Source organism: Streptococcus mitis (assembly GCF_003944325.1).
Classification (GTDB): domain Bacteria; phylum Bacillota; class Bacilli; order Lactobacillales; family Streptococcaceae; genus Streptococcus; species Streptococcus mitis_CW.
In genome coordinates this window covers 85,085-108,877 of the sequence record NZ_RJPX01000002.1, presented here as the reverse complement: position 1 = coordinate 108,877, position 23,793 = coordinate 85,085, and the positions used below count along the sequence as shown (strand labels likewise).

Sequence of the window (23,793 nt, the reverse complement as noted above, 5' to 3'; positions counted from 1 at the left end):
AAAATCGACCAAGCAACTGGTCGATTTTTTAGGTCTTAGATGATTTTCGTTTGTGATTATAAATTCCAAATAGTAAAAGAGAAGTAAAGGAACAGATTGCTCCAGTAATAAAACCATTGGGAATGAAGGAAAGTGTAATAGTTCCTTTTCCCTCAGGAACGTCAACTTTCATAAAACCAGTTTGAGCTTGTTTAATTTCTATTTTCTTACCATCTTGGTAGGCAGACCAGCCTTTGTCATAAGGAATGGTGAAGAAAATGGACGTATCTTGTTTAACATCATATCTAGTAAAGACCTTGTTTTTAGAAGTTGATACTGTGACAGGTTGTTCTTTAATTTTTTGAATTGCCTCGGTGAAAGTTTTGGTATCTAAACGATAGAAGGTAGGAGATTCAAATGATACTTGTGAATTTTCAGGGAAACTAACATTAATATTGAAAGTTTTTTTCTCTTTTGTATAGCCTAGATTAAAGAAGGAGAAGACATTATCAGTTGTAAAAGTTTTCTTTTCCCCATTGACAAGGATGTCAACTTTCTTTTGTTTATCATTAGAAAAGTGAAGGTTTGTGAAAGAAAGATAAACTTGGCTGTTTTCTGGCACTTCAATTTGATACTGGATTGCTGCGTCCTCATTTGAAGAACTTGTAACACTAATCAAATCATCAGTATTCTCTGTTTTTTCATAGGGTATTGGAGAAAAATAATCAAAATTGACGTCAGCAAGTTGATTTAAAAACAAGGCTTGATTATCTAGAGTGTGTTCATTGAACTTGACATCGTTGTAAACAGATTGACTAGCAAATGCAATCGGAAGAGAGAATTGATTTTCATATAGGGTAAGATTATCTTTTTGATAGATATCTTGGAATCCATACTTATCAATAGGACTGTCTGAGATATTATACTGGATGCCAAATAAACTATCAGCCAAAATACTATTATTTGCATAGCGGAGATTGAGATTGGTCCCAGAGGATTTAAAGCCAAGTTTATCCAAAGTAGAGCTTGCTGAACGATTTCGAACAGATGAAAATTGAGAGATTCCATTGTAGTTAAATTTCATACTGTCATTTCCTGTCTGAGTCTCTAGTTTCTCAGTACGAGTAAATGAATTCCCAATATATGTTGAGAAAGATTTCATAGCTGGGATATCTCTACTATATGCACTTCGAGAAGCAAATCCCCATTCCTTAGCAATTCCATCTATTTGAGATGAAGCATTTAAACTCATTTCAACCATTATAAATAAAGAGATTAGAGTGGCAAATAGATTTACAGAGATAAACTTTTTAATAACTGCAAGGAGTAAAAGAGAATAGACAACCAAAAATTCAAGAGTAAGCAGAATATTCAAATCTGTTAAAAAAGAATAATGCGATTTTAGATAGATGGTGGCTAAAAATCCTGTTACTACAAGAAAAAGAGAAGCTAAAAAATTCCAGACTTTAATTTCTTTCAGATGATTTAAGACTTCTGCTGCTGTGTAAATTAACAGGGTAGAGAAAATCCAAGCATAGCGATGTAAAAACATGTTTGGAGTATGCATGCCTTGCCAAAATAAATCAAGAGCTTCTATATAAAAGCTTGCAATTAGAAATGTAAAGAAGATTGTATAGATAAGTTTCACGTGAAACTTAATAGATTTCAGCGTAAAAAATAAAATGGTCAAAATAAAGGGAAGTAGTCCAACAAAAATCATTGGGATAGCCCCATACTTTGTTGTGTCAAAGGAACCAATGAATTGCTTAGCAAAGAGATCAAGATACCAGCTACTTTCAGTTTGAAACTTTGTAACTTCAGTTAATTTTTCCCCATGTGTCTGTAAATCAAACAGAGTGGGAAGAGTCATAATCAAACTAGCCATACCAGCTAAAATGGAGGTGATTATGAAATCAAGAAAAGATGATTTTCGAGTTTTAAAGTCCCAAGAAATTTGACAGAGATACCAGAAAATAAGAAACAATGCTGTCATATAGCCAAAATAATAGTTTTGGATAAATAAGATTGACAAACTTGTAAAGTATAATAGGAATTTCTTTTCAGTTATAAGTAGGTGTAAACCAGTTATAATTAAAGGAATCAAGATAAAAACATCTAGCCAGGTTTTTATCTCTAACTGACTAACGGTAAAGCTCATCAGAGCATAGGAAGTAGATAAAGCTAGTTTTAAAGTCTGAGGGATAGATTGAAATAATTTATTTAAACTAAAGAAGGTTGACAGACCAATCAATCCAAATTTTAAGAGAGTTGTCAGATAGACAGCATCTGGCATATTCGTTAGATCAAAAAAGTAAACTAGAGGTGAAAGGAAACTTCCCAAGTAATAACTAGATAGGGCATAGAAGTTAAGTCCTAGGCCACTTGTAAAGGTGTAAAACAGACTCCCATTTCCATGTAGGATATTCCTTAGAGCTATATCAAAAATAACGTATTGATGAAAGCCATCTCCTAATAGTGGAGAGTTGTCACTATTCCAGTAGATACCTTGAGATAGATATACTCCTATCATAATGATTATGGGAATGATGAAAGAAACAAAATAGGTCCAATATGTTTTAAAAAATAATTTCATGTTACCTCATAAAATGTTAGAAAACTCAGCTGGTTAACCCAACTGAGTTTTGAAGATTTATTTAGTCTTTCCAAAGTTCTTTAACTTTTGCTTGTACTTCTGCATTTTCTAGGAATTCATCATAGGTTTCATCGATACGATCGATGACGCCATTTTTAGATAAGACAATGATATGGTTAGCCAAAGTTTGAATAAACTCGTGGTCATGACTGGCAAAGATGATTGATTCTTTAAAGTTTTTCAATCCATCGTTCAAACTTGAGATAGATTCCAAATCCAAGTGATTGGTTGGATCATCGAGGACAAGCACATTTGATTTCAAGAGCATGAGTTTTGAAAGCATGACACGGACTTTTTCTCCCCCTGACAAGACGTTGACAGGTTTGTTAACCTCATCTCCAGAGAAGAGCATACGTCCTAGGAAGCCACGTAGGAAAGTATTGTCATCTTCTTCTTTACTTGCGAATTGACGCAACCAGTCAAGAATTGATTCTCCCCCTGCAAAATCAGCTGAGTTATCTTTAGGCAGGTAAGATTGACTAGTTGTAACTCCCCACTTGACAGTTCCTTCATAGTCAATATCTCCCATGATTGCACGAATTAATGCAGTCGTTTGGATATCATTTTGTCCAATAAGTGCTGTCTTATCACCTGGACGCAAGATAAAACTGATATTATCTAAAATAGTTTCACCATCAATCTTTACAGTTAGATTTTCTACTGTCAAGAGATCATTACCGATCTCACGTTCTGCTTTAAAGTTAATAAATGGATATTTACGACTAGATGGCACAATCTCTTCTAGCTCAATCTTGTCAAGCATTTTCTTACGTGAGGTTGCTTGTCTTGATTTAGAAGCATTGGCAGAGAAACGAGCAACGAATTCTTGCAATTGCTTAATTTTTTCTTCTGCTTTGGCATTACGGTCTGCTAGCAATTTAGCAGCGAGTTCAGAAGATTCCTTCCAGAAGTCATAGTTTCCGACATAGAGTTTGATTTTTCCAAAGTCAAGGTCGGCCATGTGAGTACATACTTTGTTTAAGAAGTGACGGTCATGGGATACTACGATAACTGTGTTATCAAAGTCAATCAAGAAGTCTTCTAGCCAAGTAATAGATTGGATATCCAAACCGTTAGTAGGCTCGTCCAAAAGAAGAACATCTGGTTTACCAAAAAGTGCTTTGGCGAGGAGAACCTTCACTTTCTCACCATTGGCCAATTCGCTCATATTTTGGTAGTGCAATTCTTCTGGAATGTTTAGATTTTGAAGTAGTTGAGAGGCTTCACTTTCTGCTTCCCAGCCCCCAAGCTCGGCAAACTCTCCTTCGAGTTCGGCAGCACGCACTCCATCCTCGTCTGAGAAATCTTCCTTCATGTAGATGGCATCTTTCTCTTTCATGATGCTATAAAGTTTTTCATTTCCCATGATAACGACATCAATGGCACGTTCATCTTCATAGTCAAAGTGATTTTGACGAAGAACAGAGAGACGTTCATCTGGACCAAGAGAGATGTGACCAGTAGTAGGTTCGATATCTCCAGCTAAAATTTTTAAAAAGGTTGATTTTCCGGCACCATTAGCACCGATTAATCCATAAGTATTTCCTTCTGTAAATTTGATATTGACATCATCAAAAAGTTTGCGATCACTAAAACGTAGTGAAACATCAGATACTGTAAGCAATGTTTTTCTCCTATATGTGTAATATATTTNTTCTACTAGAAAATATAGAAATATTCAAATTTTTATCTGTCAATTTTGTGTAAATTATATTTACAATTCCCTTTACACAAAAACATAAATAGCAAGGTCGATTTATTTTGATAAATTACGGTTATTTCATTAAAAAAATGCTATAATTGAAGGGACTATATCGAAGGAGAACAAAATGACTAAACCCATTATTTTAACAGGAGACCGTCCAACAGGGAAGTTGCATATTGGACATTATGTTGGAAGTCTCAAAAATCGAGTATTATTACAGAAAGAGGATAAGTATGATATGTTTGTGTTCTTGGCTGACCAACAAGCCTTGACAGATCACGCCAAAGATCCTCAAACCATTGTAGAGTCTATCGGAAATGTGGCTTTGGATTACCTTGCAGTTGGATTGGATCCGAATAAATCAACTATCTTTATTCAAAGCCAGATTCCAGAGCTGGCTGAACTATCTATGTACTATATGAATCTGGTTTCATTAGCACGTCTGGAGCGAAATCCAACTGTCAAGACAGAGATTGCTCAAAAAGGGTTTGGAGAAAGCATTCCGACAGGATTCTTGGTCTATCCAATCGCTCAAGCAGCTGACATCACTGCTTTCAAGGCTAATTATGTTCCTGTTGGAACAGATCAGAAACCAATGATTGAGCAAACTCGCGAGATTGTTCGTTCTTTTAACAATGCATATAACTGTGATGTCTTGGTGGAACCGGAAGGTATTTATCCAGAAAATGAAAGAGCAGGTCGTTTGCCTGGTTTAGATGGAAATGCTAAAATGTCTAAATCACTCAATAACGGTATTTATTTAGCTGATGATGCGGATACTTTGCGCAAAAAAGTAATGAGTATGTATACAGATCCAGACCATATCCGTGTTGAGGATCCAGGTAAAATTGAAGGAAATATGGTTTTCCATTATCTAGATGTTTTTGGTCGTCCAGAAGATGCTCAAGAAATTGCTGACATGAAAGAACATTATCAACGAGGTGGTCTTGGTGATGTGAAGACCAAACGTTATCTACTTGAAATATTAGAACGTGAACTTGGTCCTATTCGTGAGCGCCGTATCGAATTTGCTAAAGATATGGGAGAAGTTTATAATATGCTTCAAAAAGGTAGTGAAAGAGCGCGAGACGTTGCAGGTCAAACTCTATCTGAGGTTAAAGGAGCAATGGGACTTCATTACTTTAACTAATACTCTTCGAAAATCAAATTCAAACCACGTCAACGTCGCCTTGCCGTACTCAAGTACAGCCTGCGGCTAGTTTCCTAGTTTGCTCTTTGATTTTCATTGAGTATAAGTTTATTTTACAAGAAACTATCATTTCTATCTCGAAGAAAAGATAGTTTTTTATTTACCCCTGTAACATTTGACAAATTTTTATAGAATGGTATGATAGATACAATATAAAAAGAGTCAAGCTCAAAAAGAAAGAAAAGAGGAAACTTCGAATGTCTAATTGGGACACTAAATTTTTGAAAAAAGGTTTTACCTTTGATGATGTATTGCTTATTCCAGCTGAAAGTCATGTGTTGCCTAACGATGCAGATTTAACAACTAAATTGGCAGATAATTTGACTTTAAATATCCCAATTATTACCGCTGCCATGGACACAGTTACAGAGAGTCAAATGGCCATTGCTATTGCTCGTGCAGGCGGTCTCGGAGTTATCCATAAAAACATGTCAATTGCTCAACAAGCAGAAGAGGTTCGTAAGGTAAAACGTTCTGAAAATGGAGTTATTATTGATCCCTTCTTCTTGACGCCTGAACATACAATTGCTGAAGCAGATGAGCTTATGGGACGTTACCGTATCAGTGGTGTTCCAGTTGTTGAAACACTTGAAAATCGTAAATTAGTTGGTATTTTGACAAACCGAGATCTTCGTTTTATTTCAGACTATAACCAACCAATCTCAAATCATATGACTAGTGAAAATCTTGTTACTGCTCCTGTGGGTACAGATCTTGCAACAGCTGAGAGTATTCTTCAAGAACACCGTATTGAAAAACTTCCTTTGGTAGATGAAGAAGGTCGTCTTTCTGGTTTGATTACTATCAAAGATATTGAAAAAGTTATTGAGTTTCCAAATGCTGCTAAAGATGAGTTTGGTCGTCTTCTAGTTGCAGGTGCAGTAGGTGTTACTTCAGATACCTTTGAACGTGCAGAGGCACTTTTTGAGGCAGGGGCGGATGCGATTGTTATTGATACTGCACATGGTCATTCTGCAGGTGTCTTGCGTAAAATTGCTGAGATTCGTGCTCACTTTCCAGATCGTACTTTGATTGCTGGAAATATTGCTACTGCTGAGGGAGCGCGTGCCCTTTACGAAGCAGGTGTAGATGTTGTAAAGGTTGGTATTGGACCAGGTTCTATCTGTACTACTCGAGTAATTGCTGGTGTTGGTGTTCCGCAAGTAACAGCTATCTATGATGCTGCAGCCGTTGCGCGTGAATATGGGAAAACGATCATTGCTGACGGTGGAATCAAGTATTCTGGAGATATTGTAAAAGCCCTTGCTGCAGGTGGAAATGCAGTTATGCTTGGATCAATGTTTGCTGGAACTGATGAAGCTCCAGGTGAAACTGAAATCTTCCAAGGACGTAAATTCAAGACTTACCGTGGTATGGGATCAATTGCAGCAATGAAGAAAGGTTCAAGCGATCGTTACTTCCAAGGTTCTGTCAATGAAGCAAATAAACTTGTTCCAGAAGGAATTGAAGGTCGTGTTGCTTATAAAGGAGCGGCAGCTGATATCGTCTTCCAAATGATTGGTGGTATTCGTTCTGGTATGGGTTATTGTGGTGCAGCTAACCTTAAAGAGTTGCATGATAATGCTCAATTTATTGAAATGTCTGGTGCTGGTTTGAAAGAAAGTCATCCTCATGATGTACAAATTACTAATGAGGCACCAAATTATTCTATGTAAAAGAAATAAAAAGAACTCCCGTAAAAATAGGAGTTCTTTTACAATATTGTCAAGTTTTATTTACAATAACTTTACCGTCTTGAATAGTGAAAATACTTAGATTTTTTGGTAGATTTTGAAGATGATCTATGCTTGTTGTTGTGATAAAGGTTTGGATTGAATGAGAAATCGTTTCTAATAATTTTAATTGTCTAGTGTTGTCAAGTTCGCTCATAACATCGTCAAGCAGTAATATCGGGGATTCTGTAGTAATACTTTCCATTAGCTCGATTTCTGCTAATTTTATAGACAGGACGAGACTACGATGTTGGCCTTGACTTCCGAAACTAGCATCCATTCTATTTATATAAAAAGAAATGTCATCCCGATGAGGACCAACACCAGTGTTCTTTTTAAATAAATCTCTGGACCTACTTTTTTCTAAAGCAAATTTGAAAGATTCGGATAAGTCTTCTTTGTCAGTTATATTGACAGAAGGTTGATAGGATATTGACAACTCTTCAATCTGATTAGAGAGTTCAAAATGTTTCTTACGCCCACATGATTCTAATTTTTTTATGAAATCTAAGCGGTGATTCATTACACGACATCCATAATCAACTAGTTGATCATCCAACACAGAAAGGAATGTTTCATCTATTTTTTGAGCTGATTTTAGATAAGTGTTTCTTTGTTTTAGGATGTGGTTATAATTGGTTAAGTCAGATAAATAGATTGGCTTAATTTGTCCAAGTTCCATATCAATAAATTTTCGTCGAACTGAAGGTGCTCCTTTAATTAGTTGTAAATCTTCAGGAGCAAATAAGACAACATTCATGTGTCCTACGTAATCTGAAAGTCGTGCCTGTTTTAAGTGATTAACTTTTGTTACACGTCCTTTTTGTGTTAGTTCAATTTCGAGAGGAATGGATCCTGTTTTTTTCTGAATAAGACCTGAAAGATGAAGTTGTTCCTCATCAAAATGAATGAGATTTTTATCTGTTCGAGTTCGATGACTACGCGTTAAGGCTAAAAAATAGATAGCCTCTAGCATATTTGTTTTTCCTTGTGCATTGCGTCCTAAAAAGACATTCAATTTAGGATTAAAGTCTATTTTCGTCTCTTTGTAGTTACGAAAAGTCTTGAGAGATAGGTTTTGTAGCCACATGATTATCTACCAGGGAATCGCGGAGCTTGTTTGTTTTTAGGTGCTGAAGTAGGTTTCGATTTGTCTTTTTTAACTCCCTTATTCATCTCCTTTACAAGTTTAGCGATCCGTTCTTTTTCAACTTTATCAGCTTGGTATTCCTCTTGTTCTTCAGAAGTAGGTTGTGTCAATAAGATGTCAATGTTCATGTCAGGTATGTCAACTTTATCGCCAATACGAAGTTTTTTACCACGACGATTCTCTAATTCCCCATTAAAGTAAACAGAATGTTCAGAGAGAAATGATTTAATAGCTCCTCCGCTATGTGTAATTCCAAGTTCTTTGAGTAGTGCTTGGAGGGTAATAAATTCTTCAAATAATTTGTATTCCATAATTCACCTCAATCTTTGGTATTATACCATATTTTCCTAAAAATGGTGATAGAAACAGGGATAAATGTAAGCGATTTTTATTTCAAAACTGTTACAGGGAACAAGAAAATTTCAGGTTTTCGTGATATAATAGAAGTCTGTATATAAGGAGGTAAATCATGGAGTTAGTGCATGGAATTTCAACACATTTTATCCAATCAAAGAAGTTTAAAACGAACAAAATTACCGTGCGTTTTACAGCTCCATTATCTCTTGATACGATTGCAGGTCGCATGTTGAGTGCGAGTATGCTAGAAACAGCTAACCAGATGTATCCCACTTCTCAAGATTTGAGAAGACACTTGGCCAGTCTATACGGTACAGATATGTCAACCAATTGTTTTAGAAGAGGGCAAAGTCATATTGTAGAATTGACATTTACTTATGTTCGTGATGAGTTTTTAAGCAAGAAGAATGTGCTAACTTCTCAGGTTTTTGAACTAGTAAAAGAGACTCTTTTCTCACCCGTGGTAGTTGATAATGGATTTGCTCCAGCCTTATTTGAAATTGAGAAAAAGCAATTGCTAGCAAGTTTAGCAGCTGATATGGATGATTCTTTTTATTTTTCACATAAAGAATTAGATAAATTATTTTTTCATGACGAATGTCTCCAATTGGAGTATAGTGATTTACGAAATCGTATTTTAGCTGAAACTCCACAAAGTTCTTATTCTTGTTTCCAAGAATTTTTGGACAAAGATCGAATAGATTTCTTTTTCCTAGGTGATTTTAATGAGGTTGAAATTCTAAATGTATTAGAATCATTTGGTTTTCTGGGTCGAGAAGGTAATGTGAAGGTTCAGTATTGTCAACCTTATTCCAATATCCTTCAGGAAGGCATGGTTCGGAAAAATGTGGGACAGTCTATTTTAGAGTTGGGCTATCATTGCTCTGCTGAATATGGTGATGAGCAACATTTACCCATGATTGTAATGAATGGTTTACTGGGTGGATTTGCTCACTCTAAACTCTTTACAAATGTCCGTGAAAATGCTGGATTAGCTTATACCATTTCAAGTCAGCTTGATTTATTTAGTGGATTTTTGAGGATGTATGCTGGTATTGATCGAGAAAATCGGAATCAGGCTCGAAAAATGATGAATAATCAACTGCTTGATATAAAAAAAGGTTATTTTACAGATCTTGAGTTAGAGCAGACCAAGGAAATGATTCGTCGGTCTTTGTTGCTTTCTCAAGATAATCAAGGTTCATTGATTGAACGTGCTTATCAAAATGCCTTACTTGGAAAATCTTCAGCAGACTTTAAAAGTTGGATTGAAAAACTCGAACAAATTGACAAAGATGCTATTTGTAGAGCAGCTAATAATGTGAAGCTACAGGCAATTTACTTTATGGAAGGAATAGAATGACAAAGGTTGTTTTTGAAGAAAAATACTATCCAGCTGTAAAAGAAATGGTTTATCGAACTCGTTTTGCAAATGGATTGACAGTTGCTCTGTTACCTAAAAAGGAATTTAAAGAGGTTTACGGGAGTGTCACTGTTCAGTTTGGTTCGGTAGATATGCTTGTCACAGAAGTTGACGGAGATGTAAAACAATATCCTGCGGGAATTGCTCATTTTCTTGAACATAAATTATTTGAGAGAGAAGATTCTAGCGATTTGATGTCGGATTTTACGAGTCTAGGTGCAGATAGCAATGCCTTTACAAGCTTTACAAAAACAAACTATCTTTTTTCATCGACGGATTATCTCTTAGAGAATTTAGATTTACTTGATGAATTGGTAACATCGGCACATTTTACTGAAGATTCCATTCTGAGAGAGCAGGATATTATTCAGCAAGAACGAGAAATGTATCAAGATGATCCAGATTCGTGTTTGTTCTTTTCGACTTTAGCGAATTTGTATCCTGGCACACCTTTAGCAACTGATATAGTTGGAAGTGAGGAGTCCATTTCCCAAATCAATCTAACTAATTTGCAAGAAAACTTTACAAGGTTTTACAAACCTGTAAATATGTCTCTGTTTTTAGTTGGTAATTTTGATGTGGAGCAAGTACAGGACTATTGTGAAAGAAAAGAACTGGAAGATTCAGATGTTCAGGAAGTAGCAAGAGAAAAGTTGCTTTTACAAGATGTGAAGCCAACAGACAGTATGAGAATGGAAGTATCTTCTCCCAAACTAGCGATTGGGATTAGAGGTAATCGAGAAGTTGCTGAGGCGGATTGCTATCGACATCATATTTTATTAAAATTATTGTTTGCAATGATGTTTGGTTGGACTTCGGATCGTTTTCAAAAGTTATATGAATCAGGTAAAATAGATGCTTCCTTATCTCTTGAAATTGAAGTAACAAGTCGCTTTCATTTTGTTATATTGACAATGGACACAAAAGAGCCAGTTGCTTTATCTCATCAGTTTAGGAAGGCTATTCGTAATTTCACAAAGGATTTAGATATTACAGAGGATCATTTAGATATTATAAAAAGAGAGATGTTTGGAGAATTTTTCAGTAGCATGAACTCTCTTGAATTTATTGCAACACAATATGATGCTTTTGAACGTAGTGAGACAATTTTTGATTTGCCAAAGATTTTACAGGAAATTACTTTAGAGGATGTCCTTGATGCTGGACATCATTTAATAGATGATGGTGACATAGTTGATTGTACAATATTCCCATCGTAGTAACCTATCATAATAGACACTAGAAAGAAGGGATGACAAGTATGAGGAAAAAAACAATTGGTGAGGTTTTACGTTTAGCTAGAACCAACCAAGGGTTGACTTTAGAAGAATTACATAAAAAAACAGAAATTCAGTTGGATATGTTGGAGGCAATGGAAGCTGATGATTTTGATCAACTTCCTAGTCCATTTTATACTCGTTCTTTTTTGCGAAAGTATGCTTGGGCAGTTGAGCTAGATGAGAGAATTATCTTGGATGCTTACGATTCTAGGAGCATGATTACTTATGAGGAAGTAGATGTTGATGAAGACGAGTTGACAGGTAGGAGACGTTCAAGTAAGAAAAATAAGACATCATTTTTACCTTTATTTTATTTTGTACTCTTTGCACTATCGATTGTCATTTTTGTGACTTATTATGTTTGGAATTATGTCCAGACTCAACCGGAGGCTTCATCTGCGTCTAGTTATAGTGTAGTCCAAGCAACAAGTACGACTAGTTCTGTGACTCCATCTTCAAGCAGCAGCTCATCTAGTAGTTCTTCTAGTATAGAATCGGCTATAAGTGTGTCAGGTGAAGGAAATTATGTAGAAATCGCTTATAAAACAAGTAAGGAAACTGCAAAATTGCAATTATCAGTGTCAGATGCTAGAAGTTGGGTTAGTGTTTCAGAAAGTGATCTTGAGGGTGGTGTGACTTTATCACCGGATAATAAAAGTGCGGAAACAACCGTTTCAATTAAAAATCCTGTAATGATTACGTTAGGTGTTGTCAAAGGTGTCGCTTTAACAGTAGATAATCAGACTGTTGATTTATCGAAATTAACAGCTCAGACTGGACAAATCACTGTAACCTTTACTAAAAATTAAGGAAAAACGAATGAAAAAAGAACAAATTCCAAATCTTTTAACAATAGGTCGAATTCTCTTTATACCTATTTTTATCTCTATTTTAACGATAGGAAATTCGATAGAGAGTCATATAGTGGCAGCTATTATCTTTGCTATTGCCAGTATTACAGACTATTTAGATGGATATTTAGCTCGTAAATGGAATGTGGTTAGTAATTTTGGTAAATTTGCAGATCCAATGGCGGATAAGCTACTAGTTATGTCGGCTTTTATTATGTTGATTGAGCTAGGGATGGCTCCAGCTTGGATTGTTGCAGTAATCATCTGTCGTGAGTTGGCTGTGACAGGTTTAAGGCTTTTATTGGTTGAAACTGGTGGGAAAGTTTTAGCAGCAGCAATGCCTGGAAAAATTAAAACTTTCAGTCAGATGTTTGCCATTATTTTCTTGCTATTACATTGGACTTTGCTTGGTCAAGTTCTACTTTATGTAGCTTTGTTTTTCACTATCTACTCTGGCTATGATTATTTCAAGGGTAGTGCCTATGTATTTAAAGGGACATTTGGTTCGAAATGAAATCAATAATTGATGTAAAAAATCTTTCTTTTCGTTATAAAGAAAATCAGAAATACTACGATGTGAAGGATATTACGTTTCACGTAAAACGTGGAGAATGGCTTTCGATTGTAGGGCATAATGGTAGTGGTAAATCAACGACTGTCCGGTTAATTGATGGCTTATTGGAAGCGGAATCTGGAGAGATTGTAATAGATGGCCAACGTTTGACTGAGGAAAATATTTGGAATATACGTCGTCAAATCGGTATGGTTTTTCAAAATCCAGACAATCAATTTGTTGGAGCGACTGTTGAAGATGATGTAGCCTTTGGTCTGGAAAATCAGGGACTTTCTCGTCAAGAAATGAAAAAGAGAGTGGAAGAAGCTCTGGATTTGGTTGGCATGTTGGACTTTAAAAAGAGAGAGCCGGCGCGTCTATCAGGTGGACAAAAGCAACGTGTGGCCATTGCAGGTGTTGTAGCCCTAAGACCAGCTATTTTAATCTTAGATGAAGCAACGAGTATGTTAGATCCTGAGGGTCGTAGAGAACTTATTGAGACAGTAAAAGGAATTCGAAAAGACTATGATATGACGGTCATTTCCATTACACATGATTTGGAAGAAGTTGCCATGAGTGATCGCGTATTGGTCATGAAAAGAGGGGAAATTGAATCAACTAGTAGTCCAAGGGAACTTTTCTCTCGAAATGATTTAGATCAAATTGGATTAGACGCTCCTTTTTCCAATCAATTAAAAAATTCTTTAAGCAAGAATGGCTATGATTTGCCTGAAAATTATTTGACAGAAAGTGAGCTAGAGGATAAGCTATGGGAATTGCTCTAGAAAATGTGAGTTTTACATATCAAGAAGGTACTCCCTTAGCTTCAACGGCTTTGTTGGATGTTTCTTTGACGATTGAAGATGGTTCTTATACGGCTTTAATTGGCCACACAGGTAGCGGTAAATCAACTATTTTACAACTCTTAAATGGTTTATTGGTACCAAGTCAAGGGAGTGTGCGAGTTTTTGATACTTTAATCACCTCGACTTCTAAAAATAAAGATATTCGTCAAATTAGAAAACAGGTTGGCTTGGTATTTCAGTTTGCCGAAAATCAGATTTTTGAAGAAACGGTTTTGAAAGACGTTGCTTTTGGACCGCAAAATTTTGGAGTTTCTGAAGAAGATGCGGAGAAGATTGCGCGTGAGAAACTGGCTTTGGTTGGAATTGAGGAATCACTTTTTGATCGCAGTCCGTTTGAGCTGTCAGGTGGACAAATGAGACGTGTCGCCATTGCAGGCATACTTGCCATGGAGCCAGCAATATTAGTCTTAGATGAGCCCACAGCAGGCCTAGATCCTCTAGGGAGAAAAGAGTTGATGACCCTGTTCAAAAAACTCCACCAGTCAGGGATGACGATTGTTTTAGTAACGCATTTGATGGATGATGTGGCTGAATATGCGAATCAAGTCTATGTAATGGAAAAGGGACGCTTAGTTAAGGGGGGGAAACCGAGTGATGTCTTTCAAGATGTTGTCTTTATGGAAGAAGTGCAGTTGGGAGTACCTAAAATTACAGCCTTTTGTAAACGATTGGCTGATAGAGGCGTGTCATTTAAACGATTACCGATTAAGATAGAGGAATTCAAGGAGTCGCTAAATGGATAGTATGATTTTGGGGCGTTATATCCCAGGAGATTCGATTGTTCACCGATTGGATCCACGTAGCAAATTGCTTGCTATGATGCTACTGATTTTAATCGTTTTTTGGGCTAATAATCCCTTGACGAATCTAATTCTTTTTATAGCGACAGGGATATTTATTGCCTTGTCAGGAGTATCTCTTTCATTTTTTATTCAGGGTTTGAAGTCTATGTTTTTCTTGATTGCCTTCACAACCATTTTTCAACTGTTTTTCATTTCTAATGGGAATGTTTTATTTGAGTTTTCGTTTGTGAGAATCACAGATTATGCTTTGCAACAAGCTGGAATTATTTTTTGTCGCTTTGTATTGATTATTTTCTTTTCAACTTTGTTAACCTTAACGACCATGCCCTTAAGTTTGGCATCAGCTGTCGAAGCTTTGTTAGCGCCTTTAAAGCGTGTGAAAGTTCCAGTTCATGAAATTGGTTTAATGCTATCTATGAGTTTGCGTTTTGTTCCGACCTTAATGGATGATACGACGCGGATTATGAATGCACAGAAAGCGCGTGGGGTGGATTTTGGTGAAGGAAGTATTGTTCAAAAGGTGAAGGCTATGATTCCCATTTTGATTCCTCTTTTTGCGACAAGTTTAAAACGTGCAGATTCCTTGGCTATCGCCATGGAAGCGCGTGGTTATCAGGGTGGAAAAGGCAGAAGTCAATACCGACAATTGGAATGGACTCGAAAGGATACGCTGACTATTCTTGTTGTTCTCGTACTTGGTTGTTGCTTATTTTTCTTAAAATCTTAGTAGCTTTCAGGAATTGAGTAAAAGTTACTGTGGTAGTTTTTGATATAAAGGTAGGGATATGAACCGTTTTAAAAAATCAAAATATGTCATTATTGTTTTTGTCACTGTTCTTCTTGTGTCAGCTCTCTTAGCGACGACTTATTCAAGTACAATTGTGACAAAATTAGGAGATGGAATCTCATTGGTTGATAGGGTTGTACAAAAACCTTTTCAATGGTTTGATTCTGTCAAATCAGACTTGGCTCATTTGACACGAACATATAATGAAAATGAAAGTTTGAAGAAACAGATTTACCAATTAGAAGTTAAATCAAATGAGGCGGAAAGTTTAAAGACAGAAAATGAACAATTGCGCCAATTGCTTGATATGAAGTCCAAGTTGCAAGCTACAAAGACTTTAGCAGCAGATGTTATTATGCGTTCTCCAGTATCTTGGAAGCAGGAATTGACCCTGGATGCAGGTAAATCAAAAGGGGCTTCTGAGAACATGTTAGCTATTGCAAATGGTGGTTTGATTGGGAGCGTTTCAAAAGTAGAGGAGAACTCTACTATGATCAACCTTCTGACAAATACGGAAAATGCTGATAAGATTTCTGTTAAAATTCAACATGGTTCTACTACAATTTATGGAATTATTGTTGGCTATGACAAGGAAAATGAAGTTCTTAAAATTAGCCAATTAAATAGTAATAGTGAGATTAGTGCAGGAGATAAGGTGACCACTGGTGGATTAGGAAACTTTAATGTTGCGGATATTCCTGTTGGTGAAGTGGTTGCCACAACGCATAGTACGGACTATTTGACACGAGAAGTGACTGTTAAATTGAGTGCAGATACTCATAATGTAGATGTGATAGAATTAGTGGGGAATTCATAATGAGACAGTTGAAGCGGGTTGGAGTGTTTTTATTGCTTCCTTTCTTTGTTCTAATTGATGCCCATATTAGTCAACTTCTGGGCTCATTTTTCCCCCATGTACAGTTGGCTAGTCATTTTCTTTTTCTATTTCTCTTATTTGAGACGATAGAAGTATCAGAGTATCTCTATTTAGCCTATTGTTTTCTAGTGGGTTTGGTCTATGACATTTACTTTTTCCACTTGATAGGGATTGCGACTTTGTTATTCGTCTTGTTGGGGGTATTTCTCCATAAATTTAATAGTGTTATTTTATTGAATCGTTGGACGAGAATGTTGGCAATTATTGTCATGACTTTTCTATTTGAGATGGGGGTATATATACTTGCAATAGTGGTAGGTCTAACTGTGGATAGTATGTCTTTGTTCATAGTCTATAGTTTAGTACCATCAATGACTTTAAATCTTATATGGATGATTGTTTTTCAGTTTATTTTTGAAAAATTTTATCTATGAGAAAGAAATACAAATGTAATAAAGGCGTAATATTTATTATGTCTTTTTTTGGTATACTAGTATTGTCTTAAATAGAAGGAGTACCTACGTAATATGAAGAAAAAAATCTTAGCGTCACTTTTACTAAGTACAGTAATGGTTTCTCAAGTTGCTGTTTTAACAACCGCGCATGCAGAAACTACTGATGACAAAATTGCTGCTCAAGATAATAAAATTAGTAATTTAACAGCACAACAACAAGAAGCTCAAAAACAAGTTGATCAAATTCAGGAGCAAGTATCTGCTATTCAAACAGAGCAATCAAACTTGCAATCTGAAAATGATAGACTACAAGCTGAATCTAAAAAGCTTGAGGGTGAAATTACAGAACTTTCTAAGAATATTGTATCTCGTAATGATTCATTGCAAAAACAAGCTCGTAGTGCTCAAACAAATGGAGCTGCAACAAGTTACATAAATACGATTGTAAACTCGAAATCAATTACAGAAGCTATTTCACGTGTTGCTGCAATGAGCGAAATCGTATCTGCAAACAATAAGATGTTGGAACAACAGAAAGCAGATAAAAAAGCTATTTCTGAAAAACAAGTAGCAAATAATGATGCAATCAATACAGTTATTGCAAATCAACAAAAATTAGCTGATGATGCTCAAACATTAACTACAAAACAAGCAGAATTGAAAGCTGCAGAATTGAATCTTGCTGCTGAAAAGGCTACAGCAGAGGATGAAAAAGCAAGTTTACTTGAGAAAAAAGCTGCAGCGGAAGCAGAAGCTAAAGCAGCTGCAGAAGCAGAAGCTGCTTATAAATCTAAACAAGCAAGTCAAGAACAAACAGTTGTTGCTTCTGGAAATACAACCTTTACAGCAGAAGTTCAAGCAGTCTCTGAATCATCTTCAAGCTACACTCCTGCACTAGTGAAACATCATCCAACATATAGCACAAATGCGTCAAGTTATCCAACTGGTGAGTGTACATGGGGAGCTAAGACATTGGCACCTTGGGCTGGAGACTACTGGGGTAATGGAGCACAGTGGGCTACAAGTGCAGCTGCAGCAGGATTCCGTACAGGATCTACACCTCAAGTTGGTGCTATTGCATGTTGGAATGATGGTGGATATGGACACGTAGCCGTGGTTACAGCGGTTTCATCATCAACAAGTATCCAGGTCTCTGAATCAAACTATGGTGGAAACCGTACAATCGGAAATAAACGTGGATGGTTCAATCCTACTACGACTTCAGAAGGTTTTGTAACATATATCTATCCAAACTAATGAATGAAACGAAGAGGCTAGATGTGAGTCTCTTTTGTGTTGTGTATAGTGAAGCTACTTTAAAAATCGGTAAATTCCCAAACTAAGTTCCACTGCTAATCCAAGTGGAAGTTAGTCTGATAAAAATTCTAAAAACCAGTGGAAATCCGTGTCAGGGTAAGTTCCACTGGTTTTACTAATGCTTGATTTTATTGCTTTTGTAACCAAAAAGAATCGAAAAAAAGAGCGCACAAAATCCTCTCATCTGAAAGCGTTTCAGATTAAGTTCCGCTATGGTGGAAGTTAGTGTGAGACGTTTGAATGCGGTTAAAGGTTAGTTTTTAGAATTTATGTTGGAGTAATTTAGACGACTGGCAGACGTCTTCTGCAGGTATTTTAGAAATGCCGAGAAGCTTAGGAATCTCTTCTCCATAGGTAAAGGCAAAGAGCTCATAGGCTGACTTTCCATTCAAAGCAGCACGTTTGACACTGTTGACATGAGAGCAGATGAGATTGATGTCCTCTTGAGTTAAGTTGTCAAAAGAAGTTCCCTTAGGTAGAATGTCACGAATCAGCGTGTGATTTTTCTCAATTCTCCCTTTCTGGTCAGAGCGATTAGGGTCACAAAAGAAGAGTTTACTCTCTCCTCGCACATCCATTTCGATATCATCAACCCTGGCAAACTCTCCACCATTATCGGTAAGAATGACAGGGAAGAGTTGGAAGAAATCTTTGTTCGCTTGGTGAAGAGTGTTTTTGATGTCATAGAGGTGTTTGGTAACCTCAAGGGCAGTTTTATTATCCAGAAGTCTAGCGAAGATAAAGTTACAGAAAGATAGATTGAAGGTGAGTAGGACTTTACCTCCCATCCTCCCCAGAACTGTATCCATTTCTAGCCAAGAGTCTAGTTGCTTAAGGGCTAAATAGTTTTGGAAATCCTCATAGGAACGTCCTTTTTTAGCTTCTTTAGGGATGGAAGGTAGCTTACTTTTCCGTCTTTCTTTGAATTTAACGGCTCTGGCTAGGTCAATAGGAGGGATAGACAGGTACCCTTTTCGGATGTGACGATAGACGGTTGAGGAGCTAACATCGAGGTTGTGAGTTTTGAGGATATGATAGATGTGTTGTCCTTTTTTAACACCATCAGAAATGACTTTGTCCATGTCCCAGAAGGTCTTGGAATTGAGGGGAGTCCCTTCACGAGACTCGACAAGAGTTTGTTCGTATTGTTTTTGAGCTTGTTTAGCGAGGTAGAAAATCTTCTTATAGCCACAATTCTGTCTTCTTTTAGGGCAACCATTACAGACAAAGGGAGCTTTGTCGAGTAAAGGGCAAGGAAGGTTATGGCATGTAGACTCTCGGACTTGTCTGTTTCGTTTGACTTCTTTGGAGACAGTGGTCGGGTCTTTTAGAATGGATTGTCCAATAGCTTTGAAGGTTTCACCGCGCTCTAAGCCCAGTTGGATATCATTACGGTCTGAAAGGGTAAGGTGTTTATGTTTTGTCATAGTGAGCCTCATTTCTAACTCAAACGTCTCATACTTAATTCCACCATAAAAATCCGTTTTAGACTAATTTCCACTTCGGCTAGCAAAGTGGAAGTTACTTTGAGAAGTTACCTACTTTAAAAATCTACTAAAATAGCTTGAAAATATTGGAAAAGTATGGTAAAATGAAAAATGTCGTGTGAACGATAATACTCATTCTTGATGAATTGTGAAGCAGTTGCCCTTGGGTCGTTTTGCGAGTTGAAGTCAAGAAGAGGAAAAAAACAAAAAGGAGAAATACTCATGGCAGTAATTTCAATGAAACAACTTCTTGAGGCTGGTGTACACTTTGGTCACCAAACTCGTCGCTGGAACCCTAAGATGGCTAAGTACATCTTTACAGAGCGTAACGGAATCCACGTTATCGACTTGCAACAAACTGTAAAATACGCTGACCAAGCATACGACTTCATGCGTGATGCAGCAGCTAACGATGCAGTTGTATTGTTCGTTGGTACTAAGAAACAAGCAGCTGATGCAGTTGCTGAAGAAGCAGTACGTTCAGGTCAATACTTCATCAACCACCGTTGGTTGGGTGGAACTCTTACAAACTGGGGAACAATCCAAAAACGTATCGCTCGTTTGAAAGAGATCAAACGTATGGAAGAAGATGGAACTTTCGAAGTTCTTCCTAAGAAAGAAGTTGCACTTCTTAACAAACAACGTGCACGTCTTGAAAAATTCTTGGGTGGTATCGAAGATATGCCTCGTATCCCAGATGTTATGTACGTAGTTGACCCACATAAAGAGCAAATCGCTGTTAAAGAAGCTAAAAAATTGGGAATCCCAGTTGTAGCGATGGTGGACACAAACACTGATCCAGATGATATCGATGTAATCATCCCAGCTAACGATGACGCTATCCGCGCTGTTAAATTGATTACAGCTAAATTGGCTGACGCTATCATCGAAGGACGTCAAGGTGAAGATGCAGCAGCAGTTGAAGCAGAATTTGCAGCTTCAGAAGCTCAAGCAGATTCAATCGAAGAAATCGTTGAAGTTGTAGAAGGCGACAACGCTTAATTTATACAAATAGTAATTACCTAGGAGGGCGGGGCTTAGCCCGGCTCTCCTATTTTTAAAAAATATAGGAGAATCAAAATGGCAGAAATTACAGCTAAACTTGTAAAAGAGTTGCGTGAAAAATCTGGTGCCGGTGTTATGGACGCTAAAAAAGCGCTTGTAGAAACAGACGGTGACATCGAAAAAGCGATTGAATTGCTTCGTGAAAAAGGTATGGCTAAGGCAGCTAAGAAAGCTGATCGTGTTGCTGCAGAAGGTTTGACTGGTGTTTATGTTAACGGTAATGTTGCAGCAGTTATTGAAGTAAACGCTGAAACTGACTTCGTTGCGAAAAACGCTCAATTCGTTGAATTGGTAAATACTACAGCTAAAGTCATTGCAGAAGGAAAACCTGCTAACAATGAAGAAGCTCTTGCTTTGACAATGCCTTCAGGAGAAACTCTTGAAGCTGCATACGTATCTGCAACAGCAACTATCGGAGAAAAAATCTCATTCCGTCGCTTTGCATTGATTGAAAAAACAGACGCACAACACTTTGGAGCATACCAACATAACGGTGGACGTATCGGTGTTATTTCAGTTGTTGAAGGTGGAGACGAAGCTCTTGCTAAACAATTGTCAATGCACATCGCAGCGATGAAACCAACAGTTCTTTCTTACAAAGAATTGGATGAGCAATTCGTTAAAGATGAGTTGGCACAATTGAACCACGTAATCGACCAAGATAACGAAAGCCGTGCAATGGTTAACAAACCAGCTCTTCCACACTTGAAGTATGGATCAAAAGCACAATTGACTGATGAAGTGATCGCCCAAGCTGAAGCTGACATCAAAGCTGAATTGGCTGCAGAAGGCAAACCAGAAAAAATCTGGGACAAAATTATCCCAGGTAAAATGGATCGCTTCATGCTTGACAATACTAAAGTTGACCAAGCTTACACACTTCTTGCACAAGTCTACATCATGGATGACAGCAAGACAGTTGAAGCATACCTTGAATCAGTTAACGCTTCAGTAGTTGAGTTCGCTCGCTTTGAAGTTGGTGAAGGTATTGAGAAAGCTGCAAATGACTTCGAAGCTGAAGTTGCAGCTACAATGGCAGCAGCCTTGAATAACTAATCATAGAAGAGCCTGGGACAAAATAGTTCTCAGCCACAAAAAAGCTAGAGATTTCCAATTGCGGAACTCTAGCTTTTTAATTTTGAGTCGTTCTCTTATTGTATTTTAGGAGGTTGTTGGCCATAAGTACCAATCCTATGTCAATTCTCACTTGACGCTTACATCTCAGTTTACATCTCTTGTAACCCAAACAAGCCTTTATCTGCCCAAAGCCTTTTATCTGCAGTCGATTTTTCAAGGTATAAATAAAAAGCCCTATAATAAGGGCCAAGTGCATTTAGGAGACTACACTTCAAATTCATAGAGTGCTGTAGAGAGATAACGTTCACCGTTATCTGGTGCAAGAGCAAGGACTTTCTTACCTGTACCTAATTTCTTAGCAACTTCAATTGCTCCATAGATAGCTGCAGCTGAAGAAATCCCTACAAGGAAACCTTCTTTTCCACCAATTTCACGGCCGAGTGCTAGAGCATCGTCTGATGTTACACGAACGATACCATCATAAGCTTTTGTATCTAGTGTATCAGGAATAAATCCAGCTGAGATACCTTGAATTTTGTGTGGTCCAGGTTTTTCACCAGATAGAATAGCAGATTCATCTGCCTCTACTGCAAAAACTTGAATGTTAGAATTTGCTGATTTGAGTGCATGAGAAACACCAGAAATTGTTCCACCAGTACCAACTCCAGCAACAAAGGCGTCTAATCCATTTTTACCGAAAGCAGCTAGTATTTCAGCTCCTGTTGTTCTTTCGTGTACTTCTGGATTAGCTGGATTGTCAAATTGAAGAGGAAGGAAACCATCGCGTTCAGCAGCGATTTCTTGGGCTTTTGCGATAGCACCTTTCATTCCTTCGCTACCAGGAGTAAGTACGAGTTCAGCACCATAGGCTTGGATAATCTTACGTCGTTCCACACTCATAGTTTCAGGCATAACGATGACAACTTTATACCCTTTAGCAGCACCTACCCATGAAAGTCCAATACCAGTGTTTCCACTTGTTGCTTCAACAATAGTAGCACCCGGTTTTAGAATACCGTCTTGTTCAGCTTTTTCAATCATGCTAAGAGCAATACGGTCTTTTACAGATGAACCAGGGTTAAATGCTTCAAGCTTTACATAGACATCCGCGGCACCTTCTGGCACGATGTTGTTGAGTTTAACAATCGGAGTTTGACCGATTAATTCAGTAATATTGTTATAAATAGACATATGAATACCTCTTTGTATAAGATATCTCTAGTATAACGCTATCTATACCATTTGTAAAATATAGAAATCCTATCGAAGCGATAGGATTTTTTTATATCATAGGTCTAAGCCATTAATTTTCAAGCGATTCTGATAATCTAATTTTAGTAAATAGATGTAAGGGAGAACGCTATCATTTTTCTTTTTGAATTGCTTCATTTTATAGTAGATCTTGGCAAATATCTTTTTATTTTGCTAATTAAAGTAGCGGTGAGAATGTCAGTGAAACACTGTATTATCTATTATTTACACTAAGTTTACAGGAACTTCAACTTCTCGTAAACCTTGATCAGTTAAAGTGACTTTTCCATTAAAAAACTCTACAAGTGTAGCTTTAATATTTTCTTTTTCTTCTTTATCAACATAAATCATCGTATCGACTTGATCGGTAAAATTTGTATCCAGCTCCATGAGATTATGTTCTTTAAGGAAGTTACTGTACTCTTGGTACTGAGCGTAGGACATTTGAATAGCAATGCCAGCCTGTTCCTTTATTTCAATGATGCCAATTTCTTTGACAGCTAAGGCCACACTGCCGGCGTATGCACGAATCAATCCGCCAGCGCCTAGCTTAATGCCACCAAAGTAGCGTGTCACTACCACACAGACATTAGTAAGATTGTGATTTTCTAGCACCCCAAGCATGGGAACTCCAGCAGTACCACTGGGCTCACCATCATCACTTGTACGTTTAATCTCACTACGTTCCCCAATAATAAATGCAGAGCAGTTATGAGTAGCTTTGTAGTGTTCTTTTTTGATGGCAGTGATGAAGTCACGAGCCTCTTCTTTGCTATAAACACGCTTGGCATGACAGATAAAGCGGGATTTTTTGATTTCTTCTTGGACTTGTCCGTCCTCTTTAATTGTTCTAAATTCCATGATTTAATTGTACTAAAAAATCATCTAAAGTGCTAGGCTTTTACGAATAAAGA

Annotated in this window: 21 protein-coding genes; 14 read left to right on the top strand and 7 right to left on the bottom strand. The window is 37.1% G+C overall.

Annotated elements, in window-relative coordinates; genetic code table 11:
- Positions 1 to 28: 28 nt before the first annotated feature.
- On the bottom strand, positions 29 to 2,572 hold the full coding sequence (locus D8787_RS01535) for a YfhO family protein (RefSeq protein ID WP_125420343.1): 2,544 nt from the start codon (positions 2,570 to 2,572) through the stop codon (positions 29 to 31).
- A gap of 61 nt (positions 2,573 to 2,633) precedes the next feature.
- Complete coding sequence (locus D8787_RS01530) at positions 2,634 to 4,256, bottom strand: ATP-binding cassette domain-containing protein (protein WP_000958772.1); 1,623 nt, start codon at positions 4,254 to 4,256, stop codon at positions 2,634 to 2,636.
- A gap of 205 nt (positions 4,257 to 4,461) precedes the next feature.
- Here D8787_RS01530 and trpS point away from each other — a divergent pair, with 205 nt between their 5' ends.
- Positions 4,462 to 5,487: a tryptophan--tRNA ligase gene (trpS, locus tag D8787_RS01525; RefSeq protein WP_102211443.1), complete on the top strand. Its 1,026-nt coding sequence runs from the start codon at positions 4,462 to 4,464 to the stop codon at positions 5,485 to 5,487.
- A gap of 257 nt (positions 5,488 to 5,744) precedes the next feature.
- Positions 5,745 to 7,223 (top strand): IMP dehydrogenase, encoded by a 1,479-nt coding sequence (gene guaB, locus D8787_RS01515; protein ID WP_049521113.1) that lies wholly within the window; start codon positions 5,745 to 5,747, stop codon positions 7,221 to 7,223.
- Positions 7,224 to 7,272: 49 nt separating this feature from the next.
- On the opposite strand, the gene recF is transcribed toward guaB, so the two are convergent.
- Both recF and yaaA read right to left on the bottom strand, forming a co-directional pair.
- Positions 7,273 to 8,370, bottom strand: a complete 1,098-nt coding sequence (recF, locus tag D8787_RS01510) for a DNA replication/repair protein RecF (protein ID WP_125420341.1) — start codon at positions 8,368 to 8,370, stop codon at positions 7,273 to 7,275.
- A 2-nt stretch (positions 8,371 to 8,372) separates the two neighbouring features.
- Positions 8,373 to 8,741 (bottom strand): S4 domain-containing protein YaaA, encoded by a 369-nt coding sequence (gene yaaA / locus D8787_RS01505; protein ID WP_125420339.1) that lies wholly within the window; start codon positions 8,739 to 8,741, stop codon positions 8,373 to 8,375.
- 158 nt (positions 8,742 to 8,899) lie between these two features.
- Between yaaA and yfmF the strand changes: the two genes are divergently transcribed.
- The 10 genes from yfmF to pcsB all read left to right on the top strand — a co-directional run bounded on the left by yfmF (position 8,900) and on the right by pcsB (position 17,939).
- Entirely contained in the window at positions 8,900 to 10,150 is a 1,251-nt protein-coding gene (gene yfmF, locus D8787_RS01500; RefSeq protein WP_125420337.1) for an EF-P 5-aminopentanol modification-associated protein YfmF, read from the top strand.
- The gene (gene yfmH / locus D8787_RS01495) at positions 10,147 to 11,430 is read left to right on the top strand and encodes an EF-P 5-aminopentanol modification-associated protein YfmH (protein ID WP_125420335.1); all 1,284 of its coding nucleotides are present in this window, start codon (positions 10,147 to 10,149) and stop codon (positions 11,428 to 11,430) included. Before yfmF ends, yfmH begins: the two co-directional genes overlap by 4 nt.
- Before the next feature lie 41 nt (positions 11,431 to 11,471).
- Positions 11,472 to 12,299, top strand: coding sequence for a cytoskeleton protein RodZ (gene rodZ / locus D8787_RS01490; protein ID WP_125420333.1), 828 nt, complete (start codon positions 11,472 to 11,474; stop codon positions 12,297 to 12,299).
- Between the two features lie 10 nt (positions 12,300 to 12,309).
- Positions 12,310 to 12,855, top strand: a complete 546-nt coding sequence (pgsA, locus tag D8787_RS01485; protein WP_042901866.1) for a CDP-diacylglycerol--glycerol-3-phosphate 3-phosphatidyltransferase — start codon at positions 12,310 to 12,312, stop codon at positions 12,853 to 12,855.
- Positions 12,852 to 13,679 carry an energy-coupling factor ABC transporter ATP-binding protein gene (locus tag D8787_RS01480; protein ID WP_125420331.1) on the top strand — a complete coding sequence of 276 codons (828 nt, stop codon included), beginning with the start codon at positions 12,852 to 12,854 and terminating at the stop codon, positions 13,677 to 13,679. Before pgsA ends, D8787_RS01480 begins: the two co-directional genes overlap by 4 nt.
- Positions 13,664 to 14,503: an energy-coupling factor transporter ATPase gene (locus D8787_RS01475; protein WP_042901864.1), complete on the top strand. Its 840-nt coding sequence runs from the start codon at positions 13,664 to 13,666 to the stop codon at positions 14,501 to 14,503. Before D8787_RS01480 ends, D8787_RS01475 begins: the two co-directional genes overlap by 16 nt.
- Entirely contained in the window at positions 14,496 to 15,290 is a 795-nt protein-coding gene (locus tag D8787_RS01470) for an energy-coupling factor transporter transmembrane component T family protein (protein ID WP_125420329.1), read from the top strand. The genes D8787_RS01475 and D8787_RS01470 overlap by 8 nt, the downstream gene beginning before the upstream one ends.
- 58 nt (positions 15,291 to 15,348) lie before the next feature.
- Positions 15,349 to 16,167: a rod shape-determining protein MreC gene (gene mreC / locus D8787_RS01465; RefSeq protein WP_125420327.1), complete on the top strand. Its 819-nt coding sequence runs from the start codon at positions 15,349 to 15,351 to the stop codon at positions 16,165 to 16,167.
- A complete protein-coding gene (mreD, locus tag D8787_RS01460; RefSeq protein WP_125420325.1) occupies positions 16,167 to 16,661 on the top strand; it encodes a rod shape-determining protein MreD in 495 nt (164 codons plus the stop codon). Before mreC ends, mreD begins: the two co-directional genes overlap by 1 nt.
- A gap of 93 nt (positions 16,662 to 16,754) precedes the next feature.
- Positions 16,755 to 17,939, top strand: coding sequence for a peptidoglycan hydrolase PcsB (gene pcsB / locus D8787_RS01455; protein ID WP_125420323.1), 1,185 nt, complete (start codon positions 16,755 to 16,757; stop codon positions 17,937 to 17,939).
- 320 nt (positions 17,940 to 18,259) lie between these two features.
- Here the strand turns inward: pcsB and D8787_RS01450 are convergent, their stop codons facing one another.
- Positions 18,260 to 19,426: an IS30 family transposase gene (locus D8787_RS01450; protein WP_125420321.1), complete on the bottom strand. Its 1,167-nt coding sequence runs from the start codon at positions 19,424 to 19,426 to the stop codon at positions 18,260 to 18,262.
- 282 nt (positions 19,427 to 19,708) lie between these two features.
- Between D8787_RS01450 and rpsB the strand changes: the two genes are divergently transcribed.
- Both rpsB and tsf read left to right on the top strand, forming a co-directional pair.
- Entirely contained in the window at positions 19,709 to 20,488 is a 780-nt protein-coding gene (rpsB, locus tag D8787_RS01445) for a 30S ribosomal protein S2 (RefSeq protein WP_000268459.1), read from the top strand.
- A gap of 78 nt (positions 20,489 to 20,566) precedes the next feature.
- Entirely contained in the window at positions 20,567 to 21,607 is a 1,041-nt protein-coding gene (gene tsf, locus D8787_RS01440; protein ID WP_033682512.1) for a translation elongation factor Ts, read from the top strand.
- Between the two features lie 285 nt (positions 21,608 to 21,892).
- On the opposite strand, the gene cysK is transcribed toward tsf, so the two are convergent.
- Together cysK and D8787_RS01425 are read right to left on the bottom strand one after the other, a co-directional pair.
- Positions 21,893 to 22,819, bottom strand: a complete 927-nt coding sequence (cysK, locus tag D8787_RS01430) for a cysteine synthase A (RefSeq protein ID WP_042901858.1) — start codon at positions 22,817 to 22,819, stop codon at positions 21,893 to 21,895.
- A 285-nt stretch (positions 22,820 to 23,104) separates the two neighbouring features.
- Positions 23,105 to 23,740: a YigZ family protein gene (locus D8787_RS01425; protein WP_125420316.1), complete on the bottom strand. Its 636-nt coding sequence runs from the start codon at positions 23,738 to 23,740 to the stop codon at positions 23,105 to 23,107.
- Between the last annotated feature and the right edge of the window lie 53 nt (positions 23,741 to 23,793).

Excerpts from the sequence above, each read along its gene's own strand:
- rpsB (WP_000268459.1), top strand. The coding sequence starts at position 19,709 with ATGGCAGTAATTTCAATGAAACAACTTCTTGAGGCTGGTGTACACTTT.
- guaB (WP_049521113.1), top strand. The coding sequence starts at position 5,745 with ATGTCTAATTGGGACACTAAATTTTTGAAAAAAGGTTTTACCTTTGAT.
- yfmF (WP_125420337.1), top strand. The coding sequence starts at position 8,900 with ATGGAGTTAGTGCATGGAATTTCAACACATTTTATCCAATCAAAGAAG.
- D8787_RS01470 (WP_125420329.1), top strand. The coding sequence starts at position 14,496 with ATGGATAGTATGATTTTGGGGCGTTATATCCCAGGAGATTCGATTGTT.
- cysK (WP_042901858.1), bottom strand. The coding sequence starts at position 22,819 with ATGTCTATTTATAACAATATTACTGAATTAATCGGTCAAACTCCGATT.
- mreC (WP_125420327.1), top strand. The coding sequence starts at position 15,349 with ATGAACCGTTTTAAAAAATCAAAATATGTCATTATTGTTTTTGTCACT.
- D8787_RS01480 (WP_125420331.1), top strand. The coding sequence starts at position 12,852 with ATGAAATCAATAATTGATGTAAAAAATCTTTCTTTTCGTTATAAAGAA.
- recF (WP_125420341.1), bottom strand. The coding sequence starts at position 8,370 with ATGTGGCTACAAAACCTATCTCTCAAGACTTTTCGTAACTACAAAGAG.
- D8787_RS01475 (WP_042901864.1), top strand. The coding sequence starts at position 13,664 with ATGGGAATTGCTCTAGAAAATGTGAGTTTTACATATCAAGAAGGTACT.
- rodZ (WP_125420333.1), top strand. The coding sequence starts at position 11,472 with ATGAGGAAAAAAACAATTGGTGAGGTTTTACGTTTAGCTAGAACCAAC.
- yaaA (WP_125420339.1), bottom strand. The coding sequence starts at position 8,741 with ATGGAATACAAATTATTTGAAGAATTTATTACCCTCCAAGCACTACTC.
- D8787_RS01535 (WP_125420343.1), bottom strand. The coding sequence starts at position 2,572 with ATGAAATTATTTTTTAAAACATATTGGACCTATTTTGTTTCTTTCATC.
- pcsB (WP_125420323.1), top strand. The coding sequence starts at position 16,755 with ATGAAGAAAAAAATCTTAGCGTCACTTTTACTAAGTACAGTAATGGTT.
- D8787_RS01425 (WP_125420316.1), bottom strand. The coding sequence starts at position 23,740 with ATGGAATTTAGAACAATTAAAGAGGACGGACAAGTCCAAGAAGAAATC.
- pgsA (WP_042901866.1), top strand. The coding sequence starts at position 12,310 with ATGAAAAAAGAACAAATTCCAAATCTTTTAACAATAGGTCGAATTCTC.
- trpS (WP_102211443.1), top strand. The coding sequence starts at position 4,462 with ATGACTAAACCCATTATTTTAACAGGAGACCGTCCAACAGGGAAGTTG.
- mreD (WP_125420325.1), top strand. The coding sequence starts at position 16,167 with ATGAGACAGTTGAAGCGGGTTGGAGTGTTTTTATTGCTTCCTTTCTTT.
- yfmH (WP_125420335.1), top strand. The coding sequence starts at position 10,147 with ATGACAAAGGTTGTTTTTGAAGAAAAATACTATCCAGCTGTAAAAGAA.
- D8787_RS01450 (WP_125420321.1), bottom strand. The coding sequence starts at position 19,426 with ATGACAAAACATAAACACCTTACCCTTTCAGACCGTAATGATATCCAA.
- tsf (WP_033682512.1), top strand. The coding sequence starts at position 20,567 with ATGGCAGAAATTACAGCTAAACTTGTAAAAGAGTTGCGTGAAAAATCT.